Here is a 16,859-nt window from a genome sequence, read left to right as displayed (position 1 = left end):
TCTCTTAGCTAACGCTGTCGGGCAGCCTCTCCTCGCGCTGCGCGATAAAGTCCCTGAGGCCCTCGGCAATGCCCTCATCGAGTTTCGGCTCTTCATAGTCGGCCAGCATGTTGCGGGCTTTCTCGCGGCCGCGCGTGTCGTGGTCCTTCGCCCCTCCAGCCTTCCATTGTTCGTAGGAGTTGAAATCCATGATGGTGGGCATGAAGAATGCCGACTCGTAATGATCGAGCGTGTGCTTTGTGCCGAGGAAATGGCCCTGCGGCCCGACCTCGCGGATCGCCGCCATGGCCTCCTTGAAGTCGTCGAACGGCAGGCCGCCGGCATATTTGTACCAGCCGACAAGCTGCTCGCAGTCGGTGGCGAATTTCGAATAGCCGCAGGTAAGCCCGGCCTCGAGCCAGCCGGCGGAATGCCAGATGTAATTGGCGCCGGCGAGGATGGCGGCATGCATCAGCATGTTGGATTCGTAGCCGGCCTGGGCGTCGTTCAGCTTTGAGCCGACATGGAAGCCGGAGGTGCGCCACGGCAGTTTATACTTCCGCGCCAGCGCGCCCATCAGATACATCATCTGCGCCGCTTCAGGGGTGCCGCCCATCGGCGCGCCGGTCTTCATGTCGACCGTCACCATGAACTGACCGTAGATCTGCGGCGAACCCGGGCGCAGCAGCTGGGTGAAGGCGACGCCGGCCAGTGCTTCGGCATTGACCTGCGCCACCGCGCCGACGGCCGAGGCCGAGGTCGATGCGCCGCACAGCGCAAAGGGCGCCAGGATCAGCGGCTGGTTGCTGCGTGCATAGACCTTCATCGCGTCCAGCATGGTGGCGTCCCAGACCAGCGGCGAATTGCAGTTGGTGATCGACACCAGCACCGGGTTGTCGCGGACGAACTCCTCGCCGAAGACGATGCCCGCCATCGCCATCGTGTCTTCGGCGCGTTCCTTCGAGGTGACGATGCCCATGAACGGCTTGTCGGAATGCTTCAGCGCCGAATGGATGATGTGGAGGTGGCGCTTCGGCACCGCAATTTCCATCGGCTCGCAGATGACCGAGCTCGACGAGTGCAGCGCCGGGGCCATGTAGGCGAGCTTGTGGAAATTGTTGAGGTCTTCAAGCGTGCCATAACGCCGGTTGTTGTCGAGGTCGCGCACGTAAGGCGCGCCATACATCGGCGCGAAGATGGAGTTCTTGCCGCCGACGCGCACGGTGCGCTCGGGATTACGCGCATTGAGGGTGAATTCGGACGGAACCTTCGCGACCAGTTCCATCAGCAGGCCGCGGTCGATGCGGACGCGTGTCTCGGACACGTCGGCGCCCGCCGCCTTCCACATGGCGATCGCCTCGTCGTCGCGGAACTCGCAACCGACCTCTTCGAGGATGGCGAGTGACTCCTGGTGGATCAGTTCCACCGCCTCGTCCGGGACCATCTGGTAGGTGGGGATCTCGCGGACCAGCGTCGGGAACGAGGTGACGGGGGCGCTCCTCAGCGCCTTGCGTCCGAGGCGACCGCCGCCGCGGCGGTGGGTTTGCTCGGTCAGTTCAGCGGCCGGTGCGTTCATGGAGCCTCCTCATTCCGTCCAACCAAGTTAGCGAGAGGAAATATGGATGTGATGCTGGAAAATCCTGATCTCTTGTATAAGCTCAGCTTATGCGAAGCCTGCGCCACCTCCTGCCCTCGGCCGGCAGCCTGATCGTCTTCGAGGCGGCGGGCCGGCTGTCGAGCTTCACCGCTGCCGGGCGCGAGCTCGGCATGACGCAGGCCGCCGTCTCTTATGCGGTGCGCGGGTTGGAGGAACAGCTTGGCGCGCAGCTGTTCCAGCGCCGCCACCGCCAGGTCATCCTGACAGAAGCGGGCGAACGCTTCCATGCCGATGTCTCGCTGGGGCTATCGCACATCCGCAAATCGGCCGAGGATCTGCGCCTGCAGGCGACTGGCGGCCATGTCACGCTGGCCGCATCGACCGCCTTCGGCTCGTTCTGGATGATGCCGCGCCTGCAGCAGTTCCGCGACGAACTGCCGGGCATCGACCTGCGCATCCAGACCGCCGACCGCGACCTCGACATCATTGCCGAGGGCATCCCGCTCGCTGTGCGCGGCGGCGAACCGAGCGACTGGGCCGATTATCATTCGCTGCCGCTGGCCGACGAGGAGATTTTCCCGGTCGTTGGCGCCAGCTATCTCGCGAAATTCGGCATGCCAAAAACCGTCGCGGAGCTGGCGACGCACCGTCTGATCCATCTCGAGGAGCCCTACCGCGAGGCGGCAAGCTGGGACGAATGGTTCCGGTCGGCCGGCGGCAGCCTCGACAACACCGCGCGCGGCCTGCGCATCAACGATTATGGCCTGGTGATCCAGGGCGTCATGGAAGGACAAGGCATCGCGCTCGGCTGGCGGCATCTGGCCGAACGGCTGCTGGCGACGGGGTTGCTGGTGCCGGTGACCGATCATGTGCTGAAGACGGGCAAGGCGTTTTATGTGGTTTGGCCGAAGAACAGGGAGTTGAGCGAGAATGCGCGCAAGGTAAGGGATTGGCTGGCGGCGCAGGCTTGAGGTTGGTGTGCGCAACTCCTCGATGTCGGCGGGACAGCACCCCCCTCTGCCCTGCCGGGCATCTCCCCCTCAAGGGGGGAGATTGGATGTCACAACGGCTTTCGCCAATTTTCTACGTTCAAAAAGAAGAGCCAGCGCCAAAGCTGCTAATCTCCCCCCTTGAGGGGGAGATGGCCGGCAGGCCAGAGGGGGGTGCTGTCCCGCTGGCATCTCCATTGAAGCCTTCCGCACACCCTTCGAATCCGCCTATAGTGCCGCCATGCCCATTCGCCAGCTTTCCGAAACGATGATCAACCAGATCGCCGCCGGCGAAGTCATCGAGCGTCCGGCTAGCGTGGTGAAGGAACTGGTCGAGAATGCGCTCGATGCCGGCGCGTCGCGCGTCGAGGTGGTTACTGCCGGCGGCGGACTCAATCTGATCCGCGTTACCGATGACGGTTCGGGCATTCCCGAACCGGAACTTGCGCTGGCGATCGCCCGCCATTGCACGTCCAAGCTTGCCGACAACATTCACGACATCCGCTCGCTCGGTTTTCGCGGCGAGGCTCTGCCCTCGATCGGCTCGGTGTCGCGGCTGTCGATCCGCTCGCGCACGGCCGCCGGCGACGCAGCCGCCGAGATCGGCATCGAGGGCGGGCGGGTTTCGGCGGTCAAACCGGCGGCTGCAAACCGCGGCACCACGGTCGAGGTGCGCGATCTGTTCTTCGCCACGCCGGCAAGGCTGAAATTCATGAAGGGCGAGCGGGCGGAAAGCTCGGCCACCAGCGACGTGATCAAGCGCATCGCCATCGCCTTCCCCGCCGTGCGCTTCACGCTCGCCGGCTCGGACCGTTCGACGCTGGAATTGCCGGCGACTGACGACAGCACGGGGGGCAGCCTGCGCCGCGTCGCGCAGGTGATGGGCGCCGAGTTCCCCGACAATTCCATTGCCATCGATGCCAGCCGGGACGGCGTGCACCTGGCCGGCCATGTCTCGATCCCGTCCTTCACCCGCGCCAATGCGCTGCAGCAATATGCCTATGTCAACGGCCGTCCGGTGCGCGACAAGCTGATCGCCGGCGCCATCCGCGGCGCCTTCGCCGATGTGCTGCCACGCGACCGGCATGCGGTGACCGTGCTGTTCCTGACGCTCGATCCGGCGACCGTGGACGTCAACGTCCACCCGGCCAAGGCCGATGTGCGCTTCCGCGACCCCGGCCTGGTGCGCGGGCTGATCGTCGGCGCCATCCGCGAGGCGCTGGCCAATGCCGGCATCCGCGCCGCCACTAGCGGGGCCGCCGGCATGATGGCGGCGTTCCGACCGGGGGCCGCTTCCTACGCCCATGCCGGCCCGGCCAACGGCCATCGCAACTACGACGCCGCCCACCGCGCGTCGGGCTTTGCCGGTTTCGACCGCTCGCCGCAGCGGCCGCTGGATATGGGCTTTGACGGCTTTCGCGAGAACGATCAGACGGCCTTCGATGCCGGTCCGCTGGCCAGCGCCGATGCGCGTGCCGGCACAGCCGAGCCGGCCGAGACGCTGCTTGGCACCGCACTGGGTGCTGCCCGCGCGCAGGTGCATGACAACTATATCGTTGCGCAAACCCGGGATTCGCTTGTCATCGTCGACCAGCATGCCGCGCATGAGCGGCTGGTCTATGAAGCCTTGAAGAATGCGCTGCATTCGCGCGCGGTGCCCTCGCAGATGCTGCTTTTGCCTGAGATCGTCGACCTGCCGGAGGAGGATGCCGAGCGGCTGGCCATGCATTCCGAGACGCTGGCCCGTTTCGGCCTCGGCATAGAGCGCTTCGGCCCCGGCGCGGTGGCGGTGCGCGAGACGCCGTCAATGCTGGGCGAAACCAATGTCCAGCAATTGGTGCGCGATCTTGCCGACGAGATCGCCGACAACGACACGGTCGAGACGCTGAAAGAGCGCCTGGACAAAATCGCGGCAACAATGGCCTGCCACGGCTCGGTGCGTTCAGGCCGCCTGCTCAAACCCGAAGAGATGAACGCGCTGCTGCGCCAGATGGAGGCGACGCCGGGATCCGGCACCTGCAACCACGGGCGCCCGACTTATATCGAGCTCAAGCTCGCCGATATCGAGCGGTTGTTCGGGCGGCGGTAAAAGACTGCAGGGCGCAGACCCCCACCCGGACCTGCGGTCCGACCTCCCCACAAGGGGGAGGTAAGGAGCTGAACCGCAGACGCCGCGCCCACCCTCCCCCTTGTGGGGAGGGTCGCTGCGAAGCAGCGGGGTGGGGGTCCGAAAAGAGCCGCTCAGCGGCACTTTTCGAGCCAGGAACGGTCCCTTCGCAAGCCCAAGCCTCACTTCCTCAGGCGGTACTTCCTGGTCTTGCGGTCAAAGACATAGTCCTCCTCATAGCCGGCGCGGCCATCGTAGAAACTCACGGATATGATGTCCTTGCCTCGCTCAACACTCTTCTGCACATTGAAGTAGATGGGTGTCATCAGCATGCCCGCATTGCAGAGGTCGCCGCCGAATTTGATGGTCTGTACGACCTTCTGCCGCTTCTTGTTGATGACCTGCATTTTCGTCATGCAGATCCCGTTGTCGGTTTTCGTGTAGACCCCGGCAAACCTGTCGGTGGCCGTCTGCGCCCAGAACGGGATTTCGACGCTTCCGTCGATCTTCCCCTCCCCGGTGTCGTCCAGGCCCGCAACCTTCTTGAGATTTACCGGAAATTTGTCCGCGCCTTTGCTCCAACTGCCCGTCAAGACACCGTCGGCGAGCTCGAGGGAAAACGGGCAGCCGGTGGTGTCGGCTGGCGTCTTGGACCCCATGACGATGACGCGCTGAAACTCCTCGTCATCGGCAATCTCGCACAGTGCGATGCTGGTGCCGCTGATTTTGCCGTAGAGCGGGATCGGGCTTTGCTTGTCGTCGTAGAAGTAGCTGCCCTCGACCGTGAGGCTGCTGCCGAACGTGTAGGTCTGCAAGGAGAGATGGGCGGGGTTGGGACCAATGGAACCTTCGTAGTTTTCCACGTGATACCAACCCGCCGTGGCTTTGCCGCTGAGCAGCAGCAAGCAAAATACGGCCGATACGAACTGCCTGACCATCCCGACCCCCCCCCGTGTATTCAACTCACCATAGCCACCGGGTGGGGTCGTGTCTGCACCGCAGCGGCAGTCGCTTGCGCCGAGAATTCCTGTACGGCTCTCACGTTGATTCGGGAAAGGCGCCCAACCCGCTGATCTAGCGCTTCAAATTCACCACGATCACGCCGCCGAGGGCCAACGCACCGCCGAGGATGCCGAGCAGCGTCGGCACTTCGCCCAGCCAGAAGAAGCCGATCAAGGCCGACATGGGCGAGACCAGGTAGAGGAAGTTCGAGGCACGTGCGGCCGGCAGACGCGACAGAGCGGTTGCCCAGGCGGCATAGGCGATCAGGCTGGGCACGATGCCAAGAAAGATCACGGCGCCGATCCCGGCCGTGTTGGCGACCGCTGCCTGCGCAAAGCCGCTTGGCAAAAAGGGCGCCAGGCAAAGTGCGCCAAGGATCATGTTCGAGGCCGAAATGGTCAGCGGGTGATGGCGGGCAAAGAGCGGCTTCTGGACGATCGTGTTGACGGCCGAGCACAGCGCGGAGCCAAGAACCAGCAGCGCGCCGGTGTCGAAACTCAAGCCATTGCCGTCGGCGACCGCAATGATGCCGATGCCGGCGAAAGAAATGGCCGTGCCAAACCAGGCCCACGTTGAGAAACGCTCGCCCAGCAATGCCATTGCCATGATGGCGGTGAAGATCGGGCTGACATTGATGATGAAACCGGCGGCGCCAGCCGACACGGTCAGTTCGCCGTAATTGAGCATGACGGTGTAGAGCGCGACGAAAATGGCGCCGCCAAAGCCGAGGCGCCACACTTCATCGAGCCTCGGCAGTGCCGGGCGCTTGACGGCAAGAAAGATCGCCGCCGGCACCGCGGCAATGGCAAAGCGCAGCGAACCGAGTTCCAGCGGCCCGAAGGCGGCGAGACCCGCACGAATCGCTGGAAAGGCCGATGCCCAGCCGACCACCGTCAGAGCCACGGCGATGGCTGCCGTGGTGTCCATCCGCTGTGTCTGATTCGATGTGCCGGTTACTGCGCTCATTCCACTGTCCTCGCGTTTTTCAGTCATGAACCGCAGAAAGCGCCTTTTCGGCGCCGTTGACAAACGATCAAATCGAGGATCACCTGTGACTATGGATCACAGCTCAGACACAATGGTGCCGCTCGAGACACTGCGTGCTTTCGATGCGGCGGCGCGCACGGGGAGCTTTTCGGCCGCGGCCGAGAAGCTCAACATCACCCATGGCGCCGTCAGCCGGCAGATCGCCAAGCTGGAGGACTGGCTGGGCCTGAAAGTGTTCGACCGCGGGGCCCGCGGCGTCTCGCTGACCATCGAGGGCAACCGCCTGCATCTGCGCACGGCGGAAGCCTTTGCGCTGATCTCCAGTCATTCCGACCGCTGGGTCGAGCCGCGCGGCACCGCCGTGGTGCGGCTGACCTCGATACCCTCCGTCAGCGGGCTGTGGCTGATGCCACGCATGGCGGCGCTGGAGAACAATCCAACCAAGCTGCGCATCGTGCTCGACGTCGACATCCGCCAGGCCGACCTTGCCGATGAAGGCATCGACCTGTCGGTCCGCTGCGGCCGCGGGGGCATTCCGGGCCGCATCTCGGTGAAGCTGTTCGAGGAACATGTCTTTCCCGTCGCCGCGCCCGGCCTTGCCCGCGAGATCGGCCGCGGCGACCCGGCCCGGCTGCTGAGGTTTCCACTGATCAACGATTCCGACGCCTCCGGCTGGCGTGCCTGGTTTGCCGCGCAAGGGATGGACTACCGCCCGCGCCCGCAGGATCGCCGCTTCGAGGACTACAATCTGGTGCTCGACGCCGCAGCTTACGGGCTCGGCATCGCGCTGGCGCGGCCGCCGCTGACCGGACACCAGTTGGAGGCAGGCCGCATCGTCGCCGTCGACGAGCGCACGGCGCTGAACCCGGTGTCGTACTGGCTCGACCGGCCGCTGGGGCGGCCACGCACGGCTGCCGCCGAACTTTCACGCCGTATCGCTGTCGAGGCGGGGCTGGCGATGGACAAGATGGAAGCATTCCTCGAAGCCGAGCGATAGCGGCGGTCGTTCGGTGCTCAGCGAAGCACCAGCAGGGCTAGCCCGACAATGGCGACGGCCAGAAACCCGGTTGCCAGCGCCATCAGACCGACACGCGTCTGCTGTCGGCCTTGCGGCTGGGCCGCATCATTCGGCCCAGACGTCGCCTGCTCCCGCTTCATTGGCATATCGGTGGTGGCAGCGCGGCGCTGCGGCGAAACCACGGGTGCGAGAAGCGCAAACCAAGGCAGTCCTGCGGGCTTTGCGGCAGCGCCATCTTCGGCCTTGGCCGACGGCAGCGGCAGACCGCGCCGTGTGTCGTCATTTGCCGGCGAGACCGCAACGACCCTTGTCGGCGCGACCTTGTCTGGCGCCTCGACGCCAGGTTCAGCAAGGGCCAGATAGGCTTGCAGGACCTCGGCAGAACCCGTCTGCTGCCCCTTTGCGGTGGCTGCGGACAACAGCGCCTGCAGCGCCGGCGCCGCTGCCGGCTGCAAAGGCGCGCCGGACGGCGTCGGCGGCTGCACCAGCGCCTTTATAAGTGCTGCTTTCGCCGGATCGGCCTTCGCCGACGGCAACGCTGCCAACATCATGGCCTCACGCAGCAGCGCGGTCAGGCGGGCGGATGAAATGTCCATGCCGGTCCCATAAGAATGGTTTGGAGCGACAATAGCGCCTCAGCATTGCGTCAAGCTTGACCTTGCCGGCAATTTATGGCGATGAAATCAGCATGAACCTTGGCACCACTCCATCATGAACCGCTTCGAAGGCCCCGGCGGCAAGGAAGCCCGTATCCGCTATCTCGACGGCGACTTCCAGGTCACCAGCCCCGGCGCCTTCGTGCGCTGCGCGGTGACCGGCGAGAGCATTCCGCTGGACGAGCTCAAATATTGGAGCGTCGCCAGGCAGGAGCCCTATGTCAGCGCCGCCGCCTCGCTGCGCCGCGAGATCGAGATGCATCCGGACCTGCGCAGCCGGGGTTAGATCGGCACACCGGAAAGCAAGGCTCACCGTCGATCTGATTTTCCTGGAACGCCTGCAGGACTATGGCTTTGAGGATGCCGGCGCGTTTTCGACCGAAAAGTCGAATTTATGAACAAGCCGATCTCCGACAAGCACTTTGATGGAATACGGCCCGATCGGATCACCCTCGGCCATGCACCAGCCATGCGAGATCCATCCGTCCTGCGGTTTGTAGAACATGGTGGTCTCGGAGACCCTTCGATCGCCCGATAGCTTGCTCAAGCTGTATTCGTTTCCGTCGATACCACCCCACTGCCTGGGCTCCGCGGGAAGCGCGAACACCTCGGTGACCGATACCAGTCTGTCGCCTTGCGCCAGACGTACGCGCCATTCAAAGCAGGCGCTATCGGGGATAAGCGGTACAATGTTTGAGGGCCGAACGTGGGTAGCACCGTCCGCTTCGGTGACCGAGACCAGAAATTCGCTGTCGGTCGCGGTGGGTGCCTGCGCCGAAGATGGGTTCGCTATCGCCACAAGAACAAAGCCCACAAAGAGTGCCCGCAACCTAACCATTCCACCCCCCGCGCTGAAGCCGGTCTGACTTATAATAGTGATAAGCGGCGAGAAATATCCTGTGTCAACGCGGGAGCGCCCTACCCTCGCAGCCGGCGCTGTCTCCAGGCATCCAGCGTCTCGTCGATGATGCGCTCCGGCACAGTGTCGAGTTCGAACGTGGCGTCGATCTCCAGCACGGCGAGTTCAGCGAGGAAATCGGCCGGGGCAGCGCCGTGGCGCAGCCGGGCGGCGTCCTTGGCGGTGGTGACGAGGCCCAGTCCATCGCGGCGCGCCGTTGCCGCCAGTTCCGCGAGTTCATCAGGGGCATAGAAGTGATGGTCCGGAAACGACCGGCTCAGCGCCACTTCCGCACCAGTGCCGCGCAGCGTGTCGAAGAATTTTTCGGGGTGGCCGATGCCGGCAAAGGCGAGGAACCGCCGGCCGGCGAACCGCTCCTTGCCGCCCGGTTCAGCATGCGCCTCGAAGATCGGCCGGCCGGCGCGCGCCGCCTGGCGCACGACCTGGTCGGCGGCGGTGCCCTCGCCCATCTTCAACAGCCCATCGGTGAACACCAGTTGGTCGACGACGTTGGCGCGCAGCGGCCCACCCGGAATGACGCGGCCATTGCCGATGCCGTAGCGGGCGTCGACGACGACCAGCGCATAATCAATATGGATGCGCGCGCTCTGAAAACCGTCATCCATGATCAGGAAATCGCAGCCATGGGCTTCCAGGAGCAGCTTGGCGCCGGCAGCGCGGTTGGGGCTCACCGCAACCGGCGCGTGCTCGGCCAAAAGCAGCGGCTCGTCGCCGACATGCTTGGCAGCGTCGTGACCGGCATCGACGACATGCGGCTGCGCGAACGAGCCGCCATGGCCGCGCGACAGGAATCCGGGATTGAGTTGCATGCGCCTGGCCTGCTTTGCCAGCGCGATGGCGACCGGCGTCTTGCCGCTGCCGCCGACGGTGAAGTTGCCGACGCAAAGCACTGGCGCGTCGATCTTTTCACGTACCGCCCGATGCATGCGGCGGCCGGCGACGATGCCATAGACGGCTGATAGCGGCGACAGCGCAAAGACCCGCCAGTCCGGCGCTTCCCACCAGAAAGGTGGTGCTTCCGACGCCACCTATCGCCCGTCGGCGCCCTTCAGGCGCGACTTGACGATCAATGGCTGGATATAAGGCTCGAGCGACTTCAGCGTGTGCGCCAGCGCACCGCGCATCTGGTCGACTGTGGCGGCACCGGCCGCCATCATCTCGTGGCGCGCAACTTCATTGCTCAGCAGGAAATTGACGGCGCCTGCCAGCATGTCGCGGTCGCGCACCAGCTTGGCGCCGCCGCTGTCGAGCAGGCGCTGATAGGCCTCGCGAAAATTCTGGACGTTGCGGCCGGCCAGCACAGCGGTGTCGAGCATGGCCGGCTCCAGCGGATTCTGGCCGCCTTCCGAGGTCAGCGAGCGGCCGACAAAGGCGATTTCCGTCAGCCGGAGATAAAGCCCCATCTCGCCGATCGTATCGCCGAGCAGGATATCGCTGTCGGCGGTGATCCGGTCGCCCTTGCTGCGCCGCGCCAGCTTCAGGCCCATGCCGGAAATCTGTGCGGCCAGCGCTTCGGCGCGGTCGGGATGGCGCGGGACGATGATCGTCAGCAGGCCATGGTGGCGCTTGTAGAGCGTGGCGTGGACTTCCGCCGCGACCACCTCCTCGCCGTCATGGGTCGAAATTGCCGCCCAGGTCGGGCGGCCGGCGATCTGGCGCTTCAGCGTCGCCAGCGCCCGTTCGTCGACGGGCGGCGGCAAGGTGTCGACCTTGAGGTTGCCGGACACGGTGACCGGCCGGGCGCCAAGCGCGCGAAACCGTTCGCCGTCGACATCCGACTGGGCAACGACATGTGCAAGGTTCTCGAACAGCGCCTCGGCGATGTTGGCGCGCTTCTTCCAGGATTTGAACGAACGGTCGGAGAGCCGGCCGTTGACCAGCACCTGCGGCACGTGGCGGGCGCCGAGCTCGAGGATCGTCATCGGCCATATCTCGGATTCGGCGATGATAGCCAGGTCCGGCCGCCAGTGATCGAGAAAGCGGCTGACGGCCGGCTTGAGGTCGAGCGGAACATATTGGTGGATGATGCGGTCGCCCAGCCGTTCGTCGGCAACCTGCGCCGAGGTCACTGTTCCCGTCGTCAGCACGATGTTGACACCGTAGTCGAGGATGCTTTGCACCAGCGGCACGACCGCAAGGGTCTCGCCGACGCTTGCCGCATGGATCCAGATCACCGGCCCTTCGGGGCGCGGCCGCCCGGCAACGCCGTAGCGCTCACGGCTGCGGCTGCGGTCTTCCTTGCCCTGCGATGTGCGCCAGGCGACATAGGGACCCATCAGCGGATAGGCGGCTGCACCGGCAAGGCGGTAGGCCGCCAGGAAGGCGCGCGCCCAGCCGACGCTCATGGCCTGCCGTCCACGAGCCGATAGGCCTCGGCGGTTGCGGCATTGAGCGCGGCCGTGACTTCCTGGCGCTTGCGCTCCATTTCGGCCTCGTCGGCATTGGCCGGCACGAAAACCGGCGTTCCGATGACGATCGAGGAGCGGCCGAACGGCAGGTTGATGGTGGTCTTGTCCCAGCTCCTTTCCAGCACCTTGCGGCGGCTGGTGGCGATGGCGGCAGGCATGATCGGCCGGCCGGAAAGGCGTGCCAGCAGAACGATACCAAGCCCCGCGTCGCGCGGCGTGCCGTGGGGAATGTCGGCGATCATGGCGACGTTCTTGCCGGCCACGAGTGACTTTTTCAGGGCGATGAGCGCCTTGGCGCCGCCCTTGTCGAGATGCTTCGTGCTTTCACGCCCGCCGGAGCCGCGCACCGCCTCGATGCCGAATTTTTCGATCATCAGCGCGTTGAGTTCGGCATCGGCGCTGCGCGAGACCATGGCGACCAGCGGCCGTCCCTTGGGATAATAGGCTGGGGTCAGCAGATGCTGGCCATGCCAGAGCGCGATGATGCCGGGTTCGAATTCGGCGTAGTCGCCGCCTGAAAATTTAGCCGAGCCTTCGACCACGCGGTTGGTCAGGCGCACCAGGCGGACGAACTGGGCGAGCAGGCTGACGATCATGCTCTTGACGATTCGCGACTGCGCCAACGGCTCGCGGATCTTGCGCCAGAATGTCTTCGAACTGCCGCCGCGTCTTCTTCGGACCGCGGCGCCGGTGGGCTGCCCTTTCACCGCTTCATGCTCCATCGCTGTCAACCGGCGGCCTTGCTTTCAGGGTCGAGCAGCCGGTGCAGATGGACGACGAAATAGCGCATATGGGCATTGTCCACGCTGGCTTGCGCCTTTGCCTTCCACGCGGTGTGCGCGGTTTGATAGTCCGGATAAACGCCAACGATGTCGAGCGCGTCGAGATCGCGGAACTCGGTGCCTCCCAGCTTCTTCAGCTCGCCGCCGAACACCAGGTGCAAAAGCTGTTTCTTTCCGTCTTCCGCGGCCATTTCGGTCCTTCACATATTGTGAGTTTGCGACAGGTCTAGCCCAAAGCTGCCGACTTTGGAACCTTCGATCACGCCTCCGTATCGGCAATGACGCCGGCAAGCACGGTCAGCAACTGGCCGCTGCCGGCGACCAGCGCGCCGTGACGGATGATCTCCCCGGCATAAAGCGGCGCGCGGCCATGGCCGTCGAGCACGGCGCCGCCAGCCTCGCGCAAGATGAGATCGGCGGCGGCGATATCCCAGTCATGCGCGTTGGGCTTGACGAAGGTTGCGTCGAGCGTGCCGTTGGCGACCATCGCCAGCCGGTAGGCGAGAGAGGGAATGTGCGCCGCCCGCCGCACCCGGCCCTGCCATTGCGCCGGCATCAGGTCGATCAACTGCTTCAGCCCGCCGATCTCGACCGTCTTGCCCAGGCCGCGCACGGCAATCGGCTTGCCGTTGCGGAAAGCTCCATGGCCAGGCAGCGCCCAATAGGTTTCGCCCTTGGCCGGACATTCGAGCACACCGGTGAGCGTGCGGCCATTCTCGACCACCGCGACGCTGACGCACCACGAGCGCAGACCTTCGAGGAAGCCGCGGGTGCCGTCTATGGGGTCGACGACAAAGGTGCGCCGCGCCAGAAGCCGCGCCGGATCGTCAGTCGTTTCCTCCGACAGCCAGCCATAGTCCGGCCGGGCCGCCAGCAGGGTATCGCGCAGATAGGCGTCCGCCGCGTGGTCGGCTTCGCTGACCGGCGAGGTGCCGCCCTTCATCCACACTTGCGGGTTTTTGCCGAAATAGCGCATGGCGATCGCGCCCGCCTCGCGGGCGGCGTCGCGCAGCAGATCGAGGTCTTCCGAGGCCCCGGCCGATATGACCGGGTCACGCTCCGGCAAGGGTCATTCCTTCGATCAGCAGCGTCGGTGCGGCAGTGCCGAAATCGCGGTCAAGATCGCTCGCCGGAACCATGTTGAGGAACATCGTCTTCAAATTCGAGGCGATGGTCACCTCGGCCACCGGATAGGCAAGCTCACCATTGTCGATCCAGAAGCCGGATGCGCCACGGCTGTATTCGCCGGTCACCATGTCGACGCCCTGGCCGAACACTTCAGTGACATAAAAGCCGGATTTTAGCGACCTGATCAGGTCTTCCGGCGTCCTGTCGCCCGGCTCGATGGCGAGATTGGTCGAAGACGGCGATACCGACGAGCCGCTGCGCGCGCCGCGTCCGTTGGTGGTCAGCCCCAATTCCCGCGCGGCGGACGTCGACAGGAACCAGTGCTTCAGCACGCCGTTCTCGACCATCAACAGCTTTTCGCCCTCGACGCCTTCGCCGTCGAACGGGCGCGAGGCCTGACCGCGACGCCGCAGCGGTTCGTCGGTGACGGTGATGGCAGCCGACGCAACCTGCTTGCCCATCATCTCGCGCAAAAAACTGGTCTTGCGCGCCACCGAAGCGCCGTTGATGGCGCCGGCGAGATGGCCGGCAATGCCGCGCGCGACGCGCGGATCGAACACCACGTTGACCGGACCGGTCGCCGCCTTGCGGGCGCCGAGGCGGCGCACGGCGCGCTCGCCGGCCTTGCGGCCGATCAGCTCCGGCGCGTCGAGATCGGAAAAATGCTGGTTCGAGGAGTATTCGTAGTCGCGCTCCATGCCGGTGCCCTCACCCGCAATCACGCTGGCCGAACGCGAAAAGCGCGACGCGACATAGTGGCCGACGAAGCCGTCCGACGTGGCAAGCACCAGCCCGCCGAGGCCTGCGCTGGCGCCGCTGCCGGCCGAATTGGTGACACCCTTGACTGCAAGGGCCGCTTCCTCGGCGGCAAGGGCCGCTTCCTTCAACTGATCGGCCGAAACCTCGGTGGCGTCGAACAGATCGAGGTCGCGCACCTTGCCAACCAGCAAAGCCGGATCGGCGAGACCCTGATAGGGGTCCTCGGGCGAGACTTTGGCCATGGCCACGGCGCGCTCAGCCAGCGCCTTGGGGTCCGATGCCGCCGTCGCCGAGACGCTCGCCACCCGGTTGCCGACGAAGACGCGCAGCGAGACATCGTCGCCCTCGGACGCTTCGGTGTTCTCGACCTTTCCCAGCCGCACCGACACGCCGATCGAACGGCCGCGCACGGCAACCGCGTCGGCGGCGTCGGCGCCGGCCCGCTTGGCAGCCTCGACCAGTGCCGCGACGCGGTCGGTCAATTTCGCTGCCTCTGATGTATCGGTCATGCGCGTGGTCCTGGCTGAAGCCGCGCCGGGCGGTAGCGGCTGTTGCACCATCTATTGTCCCAATGCGGCTTGTGCAATGGCGCACGGACAATTGTCCCGCTGCGGCATAGCGCCCGAGCGGAGCGCGAAAGCTATCCGCGGCGGCGGCCGCCAGAGACGCGCGGCTTGACCGGTTTGTGAGTTTAACCGAGGCCGATTTCCGTCAAGGAGTGGCGGCCGGCGTCCAGATCACGTCATCGATCCTCGTCGCGCCCGTTGCCAGCATCACCAGCCGGTCGAAGCCGAGCGCCGAGCCGCTGGCTTGCGGCATGATGGCGAGGGCGGCGAGAAAATCCTCATCCAGCGGATAGCGCTCGCCATAGACGCGCTCCTTCTCGTCCATCTCGGCGGCAAAGCGCCGGCGCTGCTCGGCCGGATCGGTCAGTTCGCCAAAAGCATTGGCGAGCTCGACGCCGCAGCAATAGAGCTCGAAGCGCTCGGCCACGCGCTGGTCCTCCGCGCTCGGCCGGGCGAGCGCCGCTTCCGAGATCGGATAGCCGTACAAGATGGTGGCCCGCCCCTGCCCCAGCACCGGTTCGACCTTCTCGACCATTACCCGGCTGAACAAATCGGCCCAGTTGTCATCGCCGGCCGTGCGCAGGCCGGCCTTGATCAGAGCATCATGGAGTGCGGCGCGGTCTGTGCCGCCATCGGCAGAAACGGTGGCAAGAAGATCGATGCCGGCGTAACGCGCAAAAGCTTCCGCCACGCTCACGCGTTCCGGCTCGGCGAACGGATCGGCCTCGCGGCCGCGAAAGCGGAAGGTTTTGGCGCCGGCCCGCTCGGCTGCCAGCTTCAGCAGTTCGGCGCAATCGGCCATCAGGCTGTCATAGGTTTCGCCGACCCGATACCATTCCAGCATGGTGAATTCGGGATGGTGCAAGGGGCCGCGCTCGCGGTTGCGCCAGACGGCGCCCAGGCTGAAGATGCGCCGCTCACCGGCGGCCAGCAGCTTCTTGCAGGCGAACTCCGGCGAGGTGTGGAGATAAAGCGGCCGGCGCGCGCCGTCGGCGCCGATCGCCTCGGTGGCGAAGGCTGAGAGATGCGCCTCGTTGCCGGGCGAAATCTGCAATGCCGCCGTCTCGACCTCGATGAAGTCCCGCTCGCCAAACCAGCCGCGCATTGCGGCAGCTATGGCGTTGCGGGCCATCAGCCGCGGCCGGCGGTCGGCGTGAACATCCGGCGTCCACCAGGGCGAAGCGCCAGTCATGGGTTTGCCGGGCAACGGAATTGCTGACAGGGCTGGCGGTTCGGGCCAAGATGCGCTACGGCGACGGCTCTCGCAGCCGATTTGCGCCGAACGATCGTTTCAGGCCAACGAAGTCTAGGATTGAAAACCGTGGTGAAGGTCATCGCCAGTTCGCTCCGTAAAGGCAATGTCGTCGACAAGGACGGCAAGCTTTACGTGATCCTCTTTGCCGAAAACATCCACCCTGGCAAGGGTACGCCGGTCACCCAGCTCGACATGCGCCGCATCTCCGACGGGGTGAAGGTTTCGGAGCGCTACCGCACCACCGAGCAGGTCGAGCGCGCCTATGTCGAGGAGCGCGAGCACACCTTCCTCTACGCCGACGCCGAGGGGTATCACTTCATGAACCCGGAAAGCTACGACCAGGTCGCGGTGCCGGAAAGCGTGGTCGGCGACATGGCGCCCTACCTGCTCGAAGGCATGGCGGTGCAGATTTCGCAGTTCAACGGCATCGCCATAGCCCTGGTGCTGCCGCAGCGCGCTACTTTCGAAGTGGTCGAGACGGAGCCGACGACCAAAGGCCAGACGGCGTCCTCGTCATACAAGCCGGCCGTGCTTTCCAACGGCGTGCGCACGCTGGTGCCGCCGCACATCGCGCCGGGTACCCGCGTGGTGGTGATGACGGCTGACGGGGCCTATGTGGAGCGGGCGAAGGACTGAGGCGCGAGCGCCTCCGTCCTGGTTAATCCCTTGCCCGGTACTAATCCCCCACATTGCCTTCTGCGGCCGCT

The 16,859-nt window shown here is 65.2% G+C and carries 17 protein-coding genes; 5 read left to right on the top strand and 12 right to left on the bottom strand.

The genetic code is table 11. The features are described 5' to 3' along the window. Positions 1–4: 4 nt before the first annotated feature. Positions 5–1,555: a trimethylamine methyltransferase family protein gene (locus tag NLY36_RS29055; RefSeq protein ID WP_023736394.1), complete on the bottom strand. Its 1,551-nt coding sequence runs from the start codon at positions 1,553–1,555 to the stop codon at positions 5–7. 89 nt (positions 1,556–1,644) lie between these two features. Between NLY36_RS29055 and NLY36_RS29050 the strand changes: the two genes are divergently transcribed. Next, positions 1,645–2,547: a LysR substrate-binding domain-containing protein gene (locus NLY36_RS29050; protein WP_023713081.1), complete on the top strand. Its 903-nt coding sequence runs from the start codon at positions 1,645–1,647 to the stop codon at positions 2,545–2,547. A 259-nt stretch (positions 2,548–2,806) separates the two neighbouring features. Further along, entirely contained in the window at positions 2,807–4,654 is a 1,848-nt protein-coding gene (gene mutL / locus NLY36_RS29045) for a DNA mismatch repair endonuclease MutL (RefSeq protein WP_023736393.1), read from the top strand. A gap of 200 nt (positions 4,655–4,854) precedes the next feature. Here mutL and NLY36_RS29040 read toward each other — a convergent pair whose 3' ends face one another. Both NLY36_RS29040 and NLY36_RS29035 read right to left on the bottom strand, forming a co-directional pair. Beyond that, entirely contained in the window at positions 4,855–5,610 is a 756-nt protein-coding gene (locus tag NLY36_RS29040; protein ID WP_023713083.1) for a hypothetical protein, read from the bottom strand. Positions 5,611–5,746: 136 nt separating this feature from the next. After that, positions 5,747–6,640 carry a DMT family transporter gene (locus NLY36_RS29035; RefSeq protein ID WP_023736392.1) on the bottom strand — a complete coding sequence of 298 codons (894 nt, stop codon included), beginning with the start codon at positions 6,638–6,640 and terminating at the stop codon, positions 5,747–5,749. A 91-nt stretch (positions 6,641–6,731) separates the two neighbouring features. On the opposite strand from NLY36_RS29035, the gene NLY36_RS29030 reads away from it, so the two are divergent. Then, positions 6,732–7,658 (top strand): LysR substrate-binding domain-containing protein, encoded by a 927-nt coding sequence (locus NLY36_RS29030; RefSeq protein ID WP_023734233.1) that lies wholly within the window; start codon positions 6,732–6,734, stop codon positions 7,656–7,658. Between the two features lie 17 nt (positions 7,659–7,675). On the opposite strand, the gene NLY36_RS29025 is transcribed toward NLY36_RS29030, so the two are convergent. Then, positions 7,676–8,275 carry a hypothetical protein gene (locus NLY36_RS29025; protein ID WP_023734234.1) on the bottom strand — a complete coding sequence of 200 codons (600 nt, stop codon included), beginning with the start codon at positions 8,273–8,275 and terminating at the stop codon, positions 7,676–7,678. A gap of 112 nt (positions 8,276–8,387) precedes the next feature. Between NLY36_RS29025 and NLY36_RS29020 the strand changes: the two genes are divergently transcribed. Further along, the gene (locus tag NLY36_RS29020) at positions 8,388–8,621 is read left to right on the top strand and encodes a DUF2093 domain-containing protein (RefSeq protein ID WP_023694434.1); all 234 of its coding nucleotides are present in this window, start codon (positions 8,388–8,390) and stop codon (positions 8,619–8,621) included. A 60-nt stretch (positions 8,622–8,681) separates the two neighbouring features. On the opposite strand, the gene NLY36_RS29015 is transcribed toward NLY36_RS29020, so the two are convergent. The 8 genes from NLY36_RS29015 to epmA form a co-directional block, all read right to left on the bottom strand. Then, positions 8,682–9,164 carry a PM0630 family protein gene (locus NLY36_RS29015; protein WP_156933234.1) on the bottom strand — a complete coding sequence of 161 codons (483 nt, stop codon included), beginning with the start codon at positions 9,162–9,164 and terminating at the stop codon, positions 8,682–8,684. Between the two features lie 89 nt (positions 9,165–9,253). Beyond that, positions 9,254–10,282 (bottom strand): tetraacyldisaccharide 4'-kinase, encoded by a 1,029-nt coding sequence (gene lpxK, locus NLY36_RS29010; protein ID WP_286461606.1) that lies wholly within the window; start codon positions 10,280–10,282, stop codon positions 9,254–9,256. Further along, entirely contained in the window at positions 10,283–11,599 is a 1,317-nt protein-coding gene (gene waaA / locus NLY36_RS29005) for a lipid IV(A) 3-deoxy-D-manno-octulosonic acid transferase (RefSeq protein ID WP_023689593.1), read from the bottom strand. Further along, positions 11,596–12,384: a lysophospholipid acyltransferase family protein gene (locus NLY36_RS29000; RefSeq protein WP_023682942.1), complete on the bottom strand. Its 789-nt coding sequence runs from the start codon at positions 12,382–12,384 to the stop codon at positions 11,596–11,598. Before NLY36_RS29000 ends, waaA begins: the two co-directional genes overlap by 4 nt. Positions 12,385–12,389: 5 nt before the next feature. After that, positions 12,390–12,635: a DUF4170 domain-containing protein gene (locus NLY36_RS28995; protein ID WP_023682943.1), complete on the bottom strand. Its 246-nt coding sequence runs from the start codon at positions 12,633–12,635 to the stop codon at positions 12,390–12,392. A 68-nt stretch (positions 12,636–12,703) separates the two neighbouring features. Continuing rightward, a complete protein-coding gene (locus tag NLY36_RS28990; RefSeq protein ID WP_023712781.1) occupies positions 12,704–13,510 on the bottom strand; it encodes a 3'(2'),5'-bisphosphate nucleotidase CysQ in 807 nt (268 codons plus the stop codon). Beyond that, positions 13,497–14,840 (bottom strand): TldD/PmbA family protein, encoded by a 1,344-nt coding sequence (locus NLY36_RS28985; protein ID WP_023712780.1) that lies wholly within the window; start codon positions 14,838–14,840, stop codon positions 13,497–13,499. Before NLY36_RS28985 ends, NLY36_RS28990 begins: the two co-directional genes overlap by 14 nt. Before the next feature lie 202 nt (positions 14,841–15,042). Further along, positions 15,043–16,089: an EF-P lysine aminoacylase EpmA gene (gene epmA / locus NLY36_RS28980; RefSeq protein WP_023712779.1), complete on the bottom strand. Its 1,047-nt coding sequence runs from the start codon at positions 16,087–16,089 to the stop codon at positions 15,043–15,045. A 129-nt stretch (positions 16,090–16,218) separates the two neighbouring features. On the opposite strand from epmA, the gene efp reads away from it, so the two are divergent. After that, a complete protein-coding gene (gene efp, locus NLY36_RS28975) occupies positions 16,219–16,788 on the top strand; it encodes an elongation factor P (RefSeq protein ID WP_023682947.1) in 570 nt (189 codons plus the stop codon). The last annotated feature ends 71 nt before the right edge of the window (positions 16,789–16,859 follow it).

Origin of the sequence: Mesorhizobium sp. C399B (assembly GCF_030323185.1) — a bacterium.
Classification (GTDB): domain Bacteria; phylum Pseudomonadota; class Alphaproteobacteria; order Rhizobiales; family Rhizobiaceae; genus Mesorhizobium.
Note: the sequence above shows the minus strand (reverse complement) of the source record. Positions and strands in the feature narration are given on the sequence as shown.

Coding starts and splice junctions, on each gene's coding strand:
- NLY36_RS28995 (WP_023682943.1), bottom strand. CDS start 12,635: ATGGCCGCGGAAGACGGAAAGAAACAGCTTTTGCACCTGGTGTTCGGC.
- epmA (WP_023712779.1), bottom strand. CDS start 16,089: ATGACTGGCGCTTCGCCCTGGTGGACGCCGGATGTTCACGCCGACCGC.
- NLY36_RS29000 (WP_023682942.1), bottom strand. CDS start 12,384: ATGGAGCATGAAGCGGTGAAAGGGCAGCCCACCGGCGCCGCGGTCCGA.
- mutL (WP_023736393.1), top strand. CDS start 2,807: ATGCCCATTCGCCAGCTTTCCGAAACGATGATCAACCAGATCGCCGCC.
- NLY36_RS29050 (WP_023713081.1), top strand. CDS start 1,645: ATGCGAAGCCTGCGCCACCTCCTGCCCTCGGCCGGCAGCCTGATCGTC.
- NLY36_RS29025 (WP_023734234.1), bottom strand. CDS start 8,275: ATGGACATTTCATCCGCCCGCCTGACCGCGCTGCTGCGTGAGGCCATG.
- NLY36_RS29055 (WP_023736394.1), bottom strand. CDS start 1,555: ATGAACGCACCGGCCGCTGAACTGACCGAGCAAACCCACCGCCGCGGC.
- NLY36_RS29030 (WP_023734233.1), top strand. CDS start 6,732: ATGGATCACAGCTCAGACACAATGGTGCCGCTCGAGACACTGCGTGCT.
- NLY36_RS28985 (WP_023712780.1), bottom strand. CDS start 14,840: ATGACCGATACATCAGAGGCAGCGAAATTGACCGACCGCGTCGCGGCA.
- waaA (WP_023689593.1), bottom strand. CDS start 11,599: ATGAGCGTCGGCTGGGCGCGCGCCTTCCTGGCGGCCTACCGCCTTGCC.
- NLY36_RS29035 (WP_023736392.1), bottom strand. CDS start 6,640: ATGAGCGCAGTAACCGGCACATCGAATCAGACACAGCGGATGGACACC.
- NLY36_RS29040 (WP_023713083.1), bottom strand. CDS start 5,610: ATGGTCAGGCAGTTCGTATCGGCCGTATTTTGCTTGCTGCTGCTCAGC.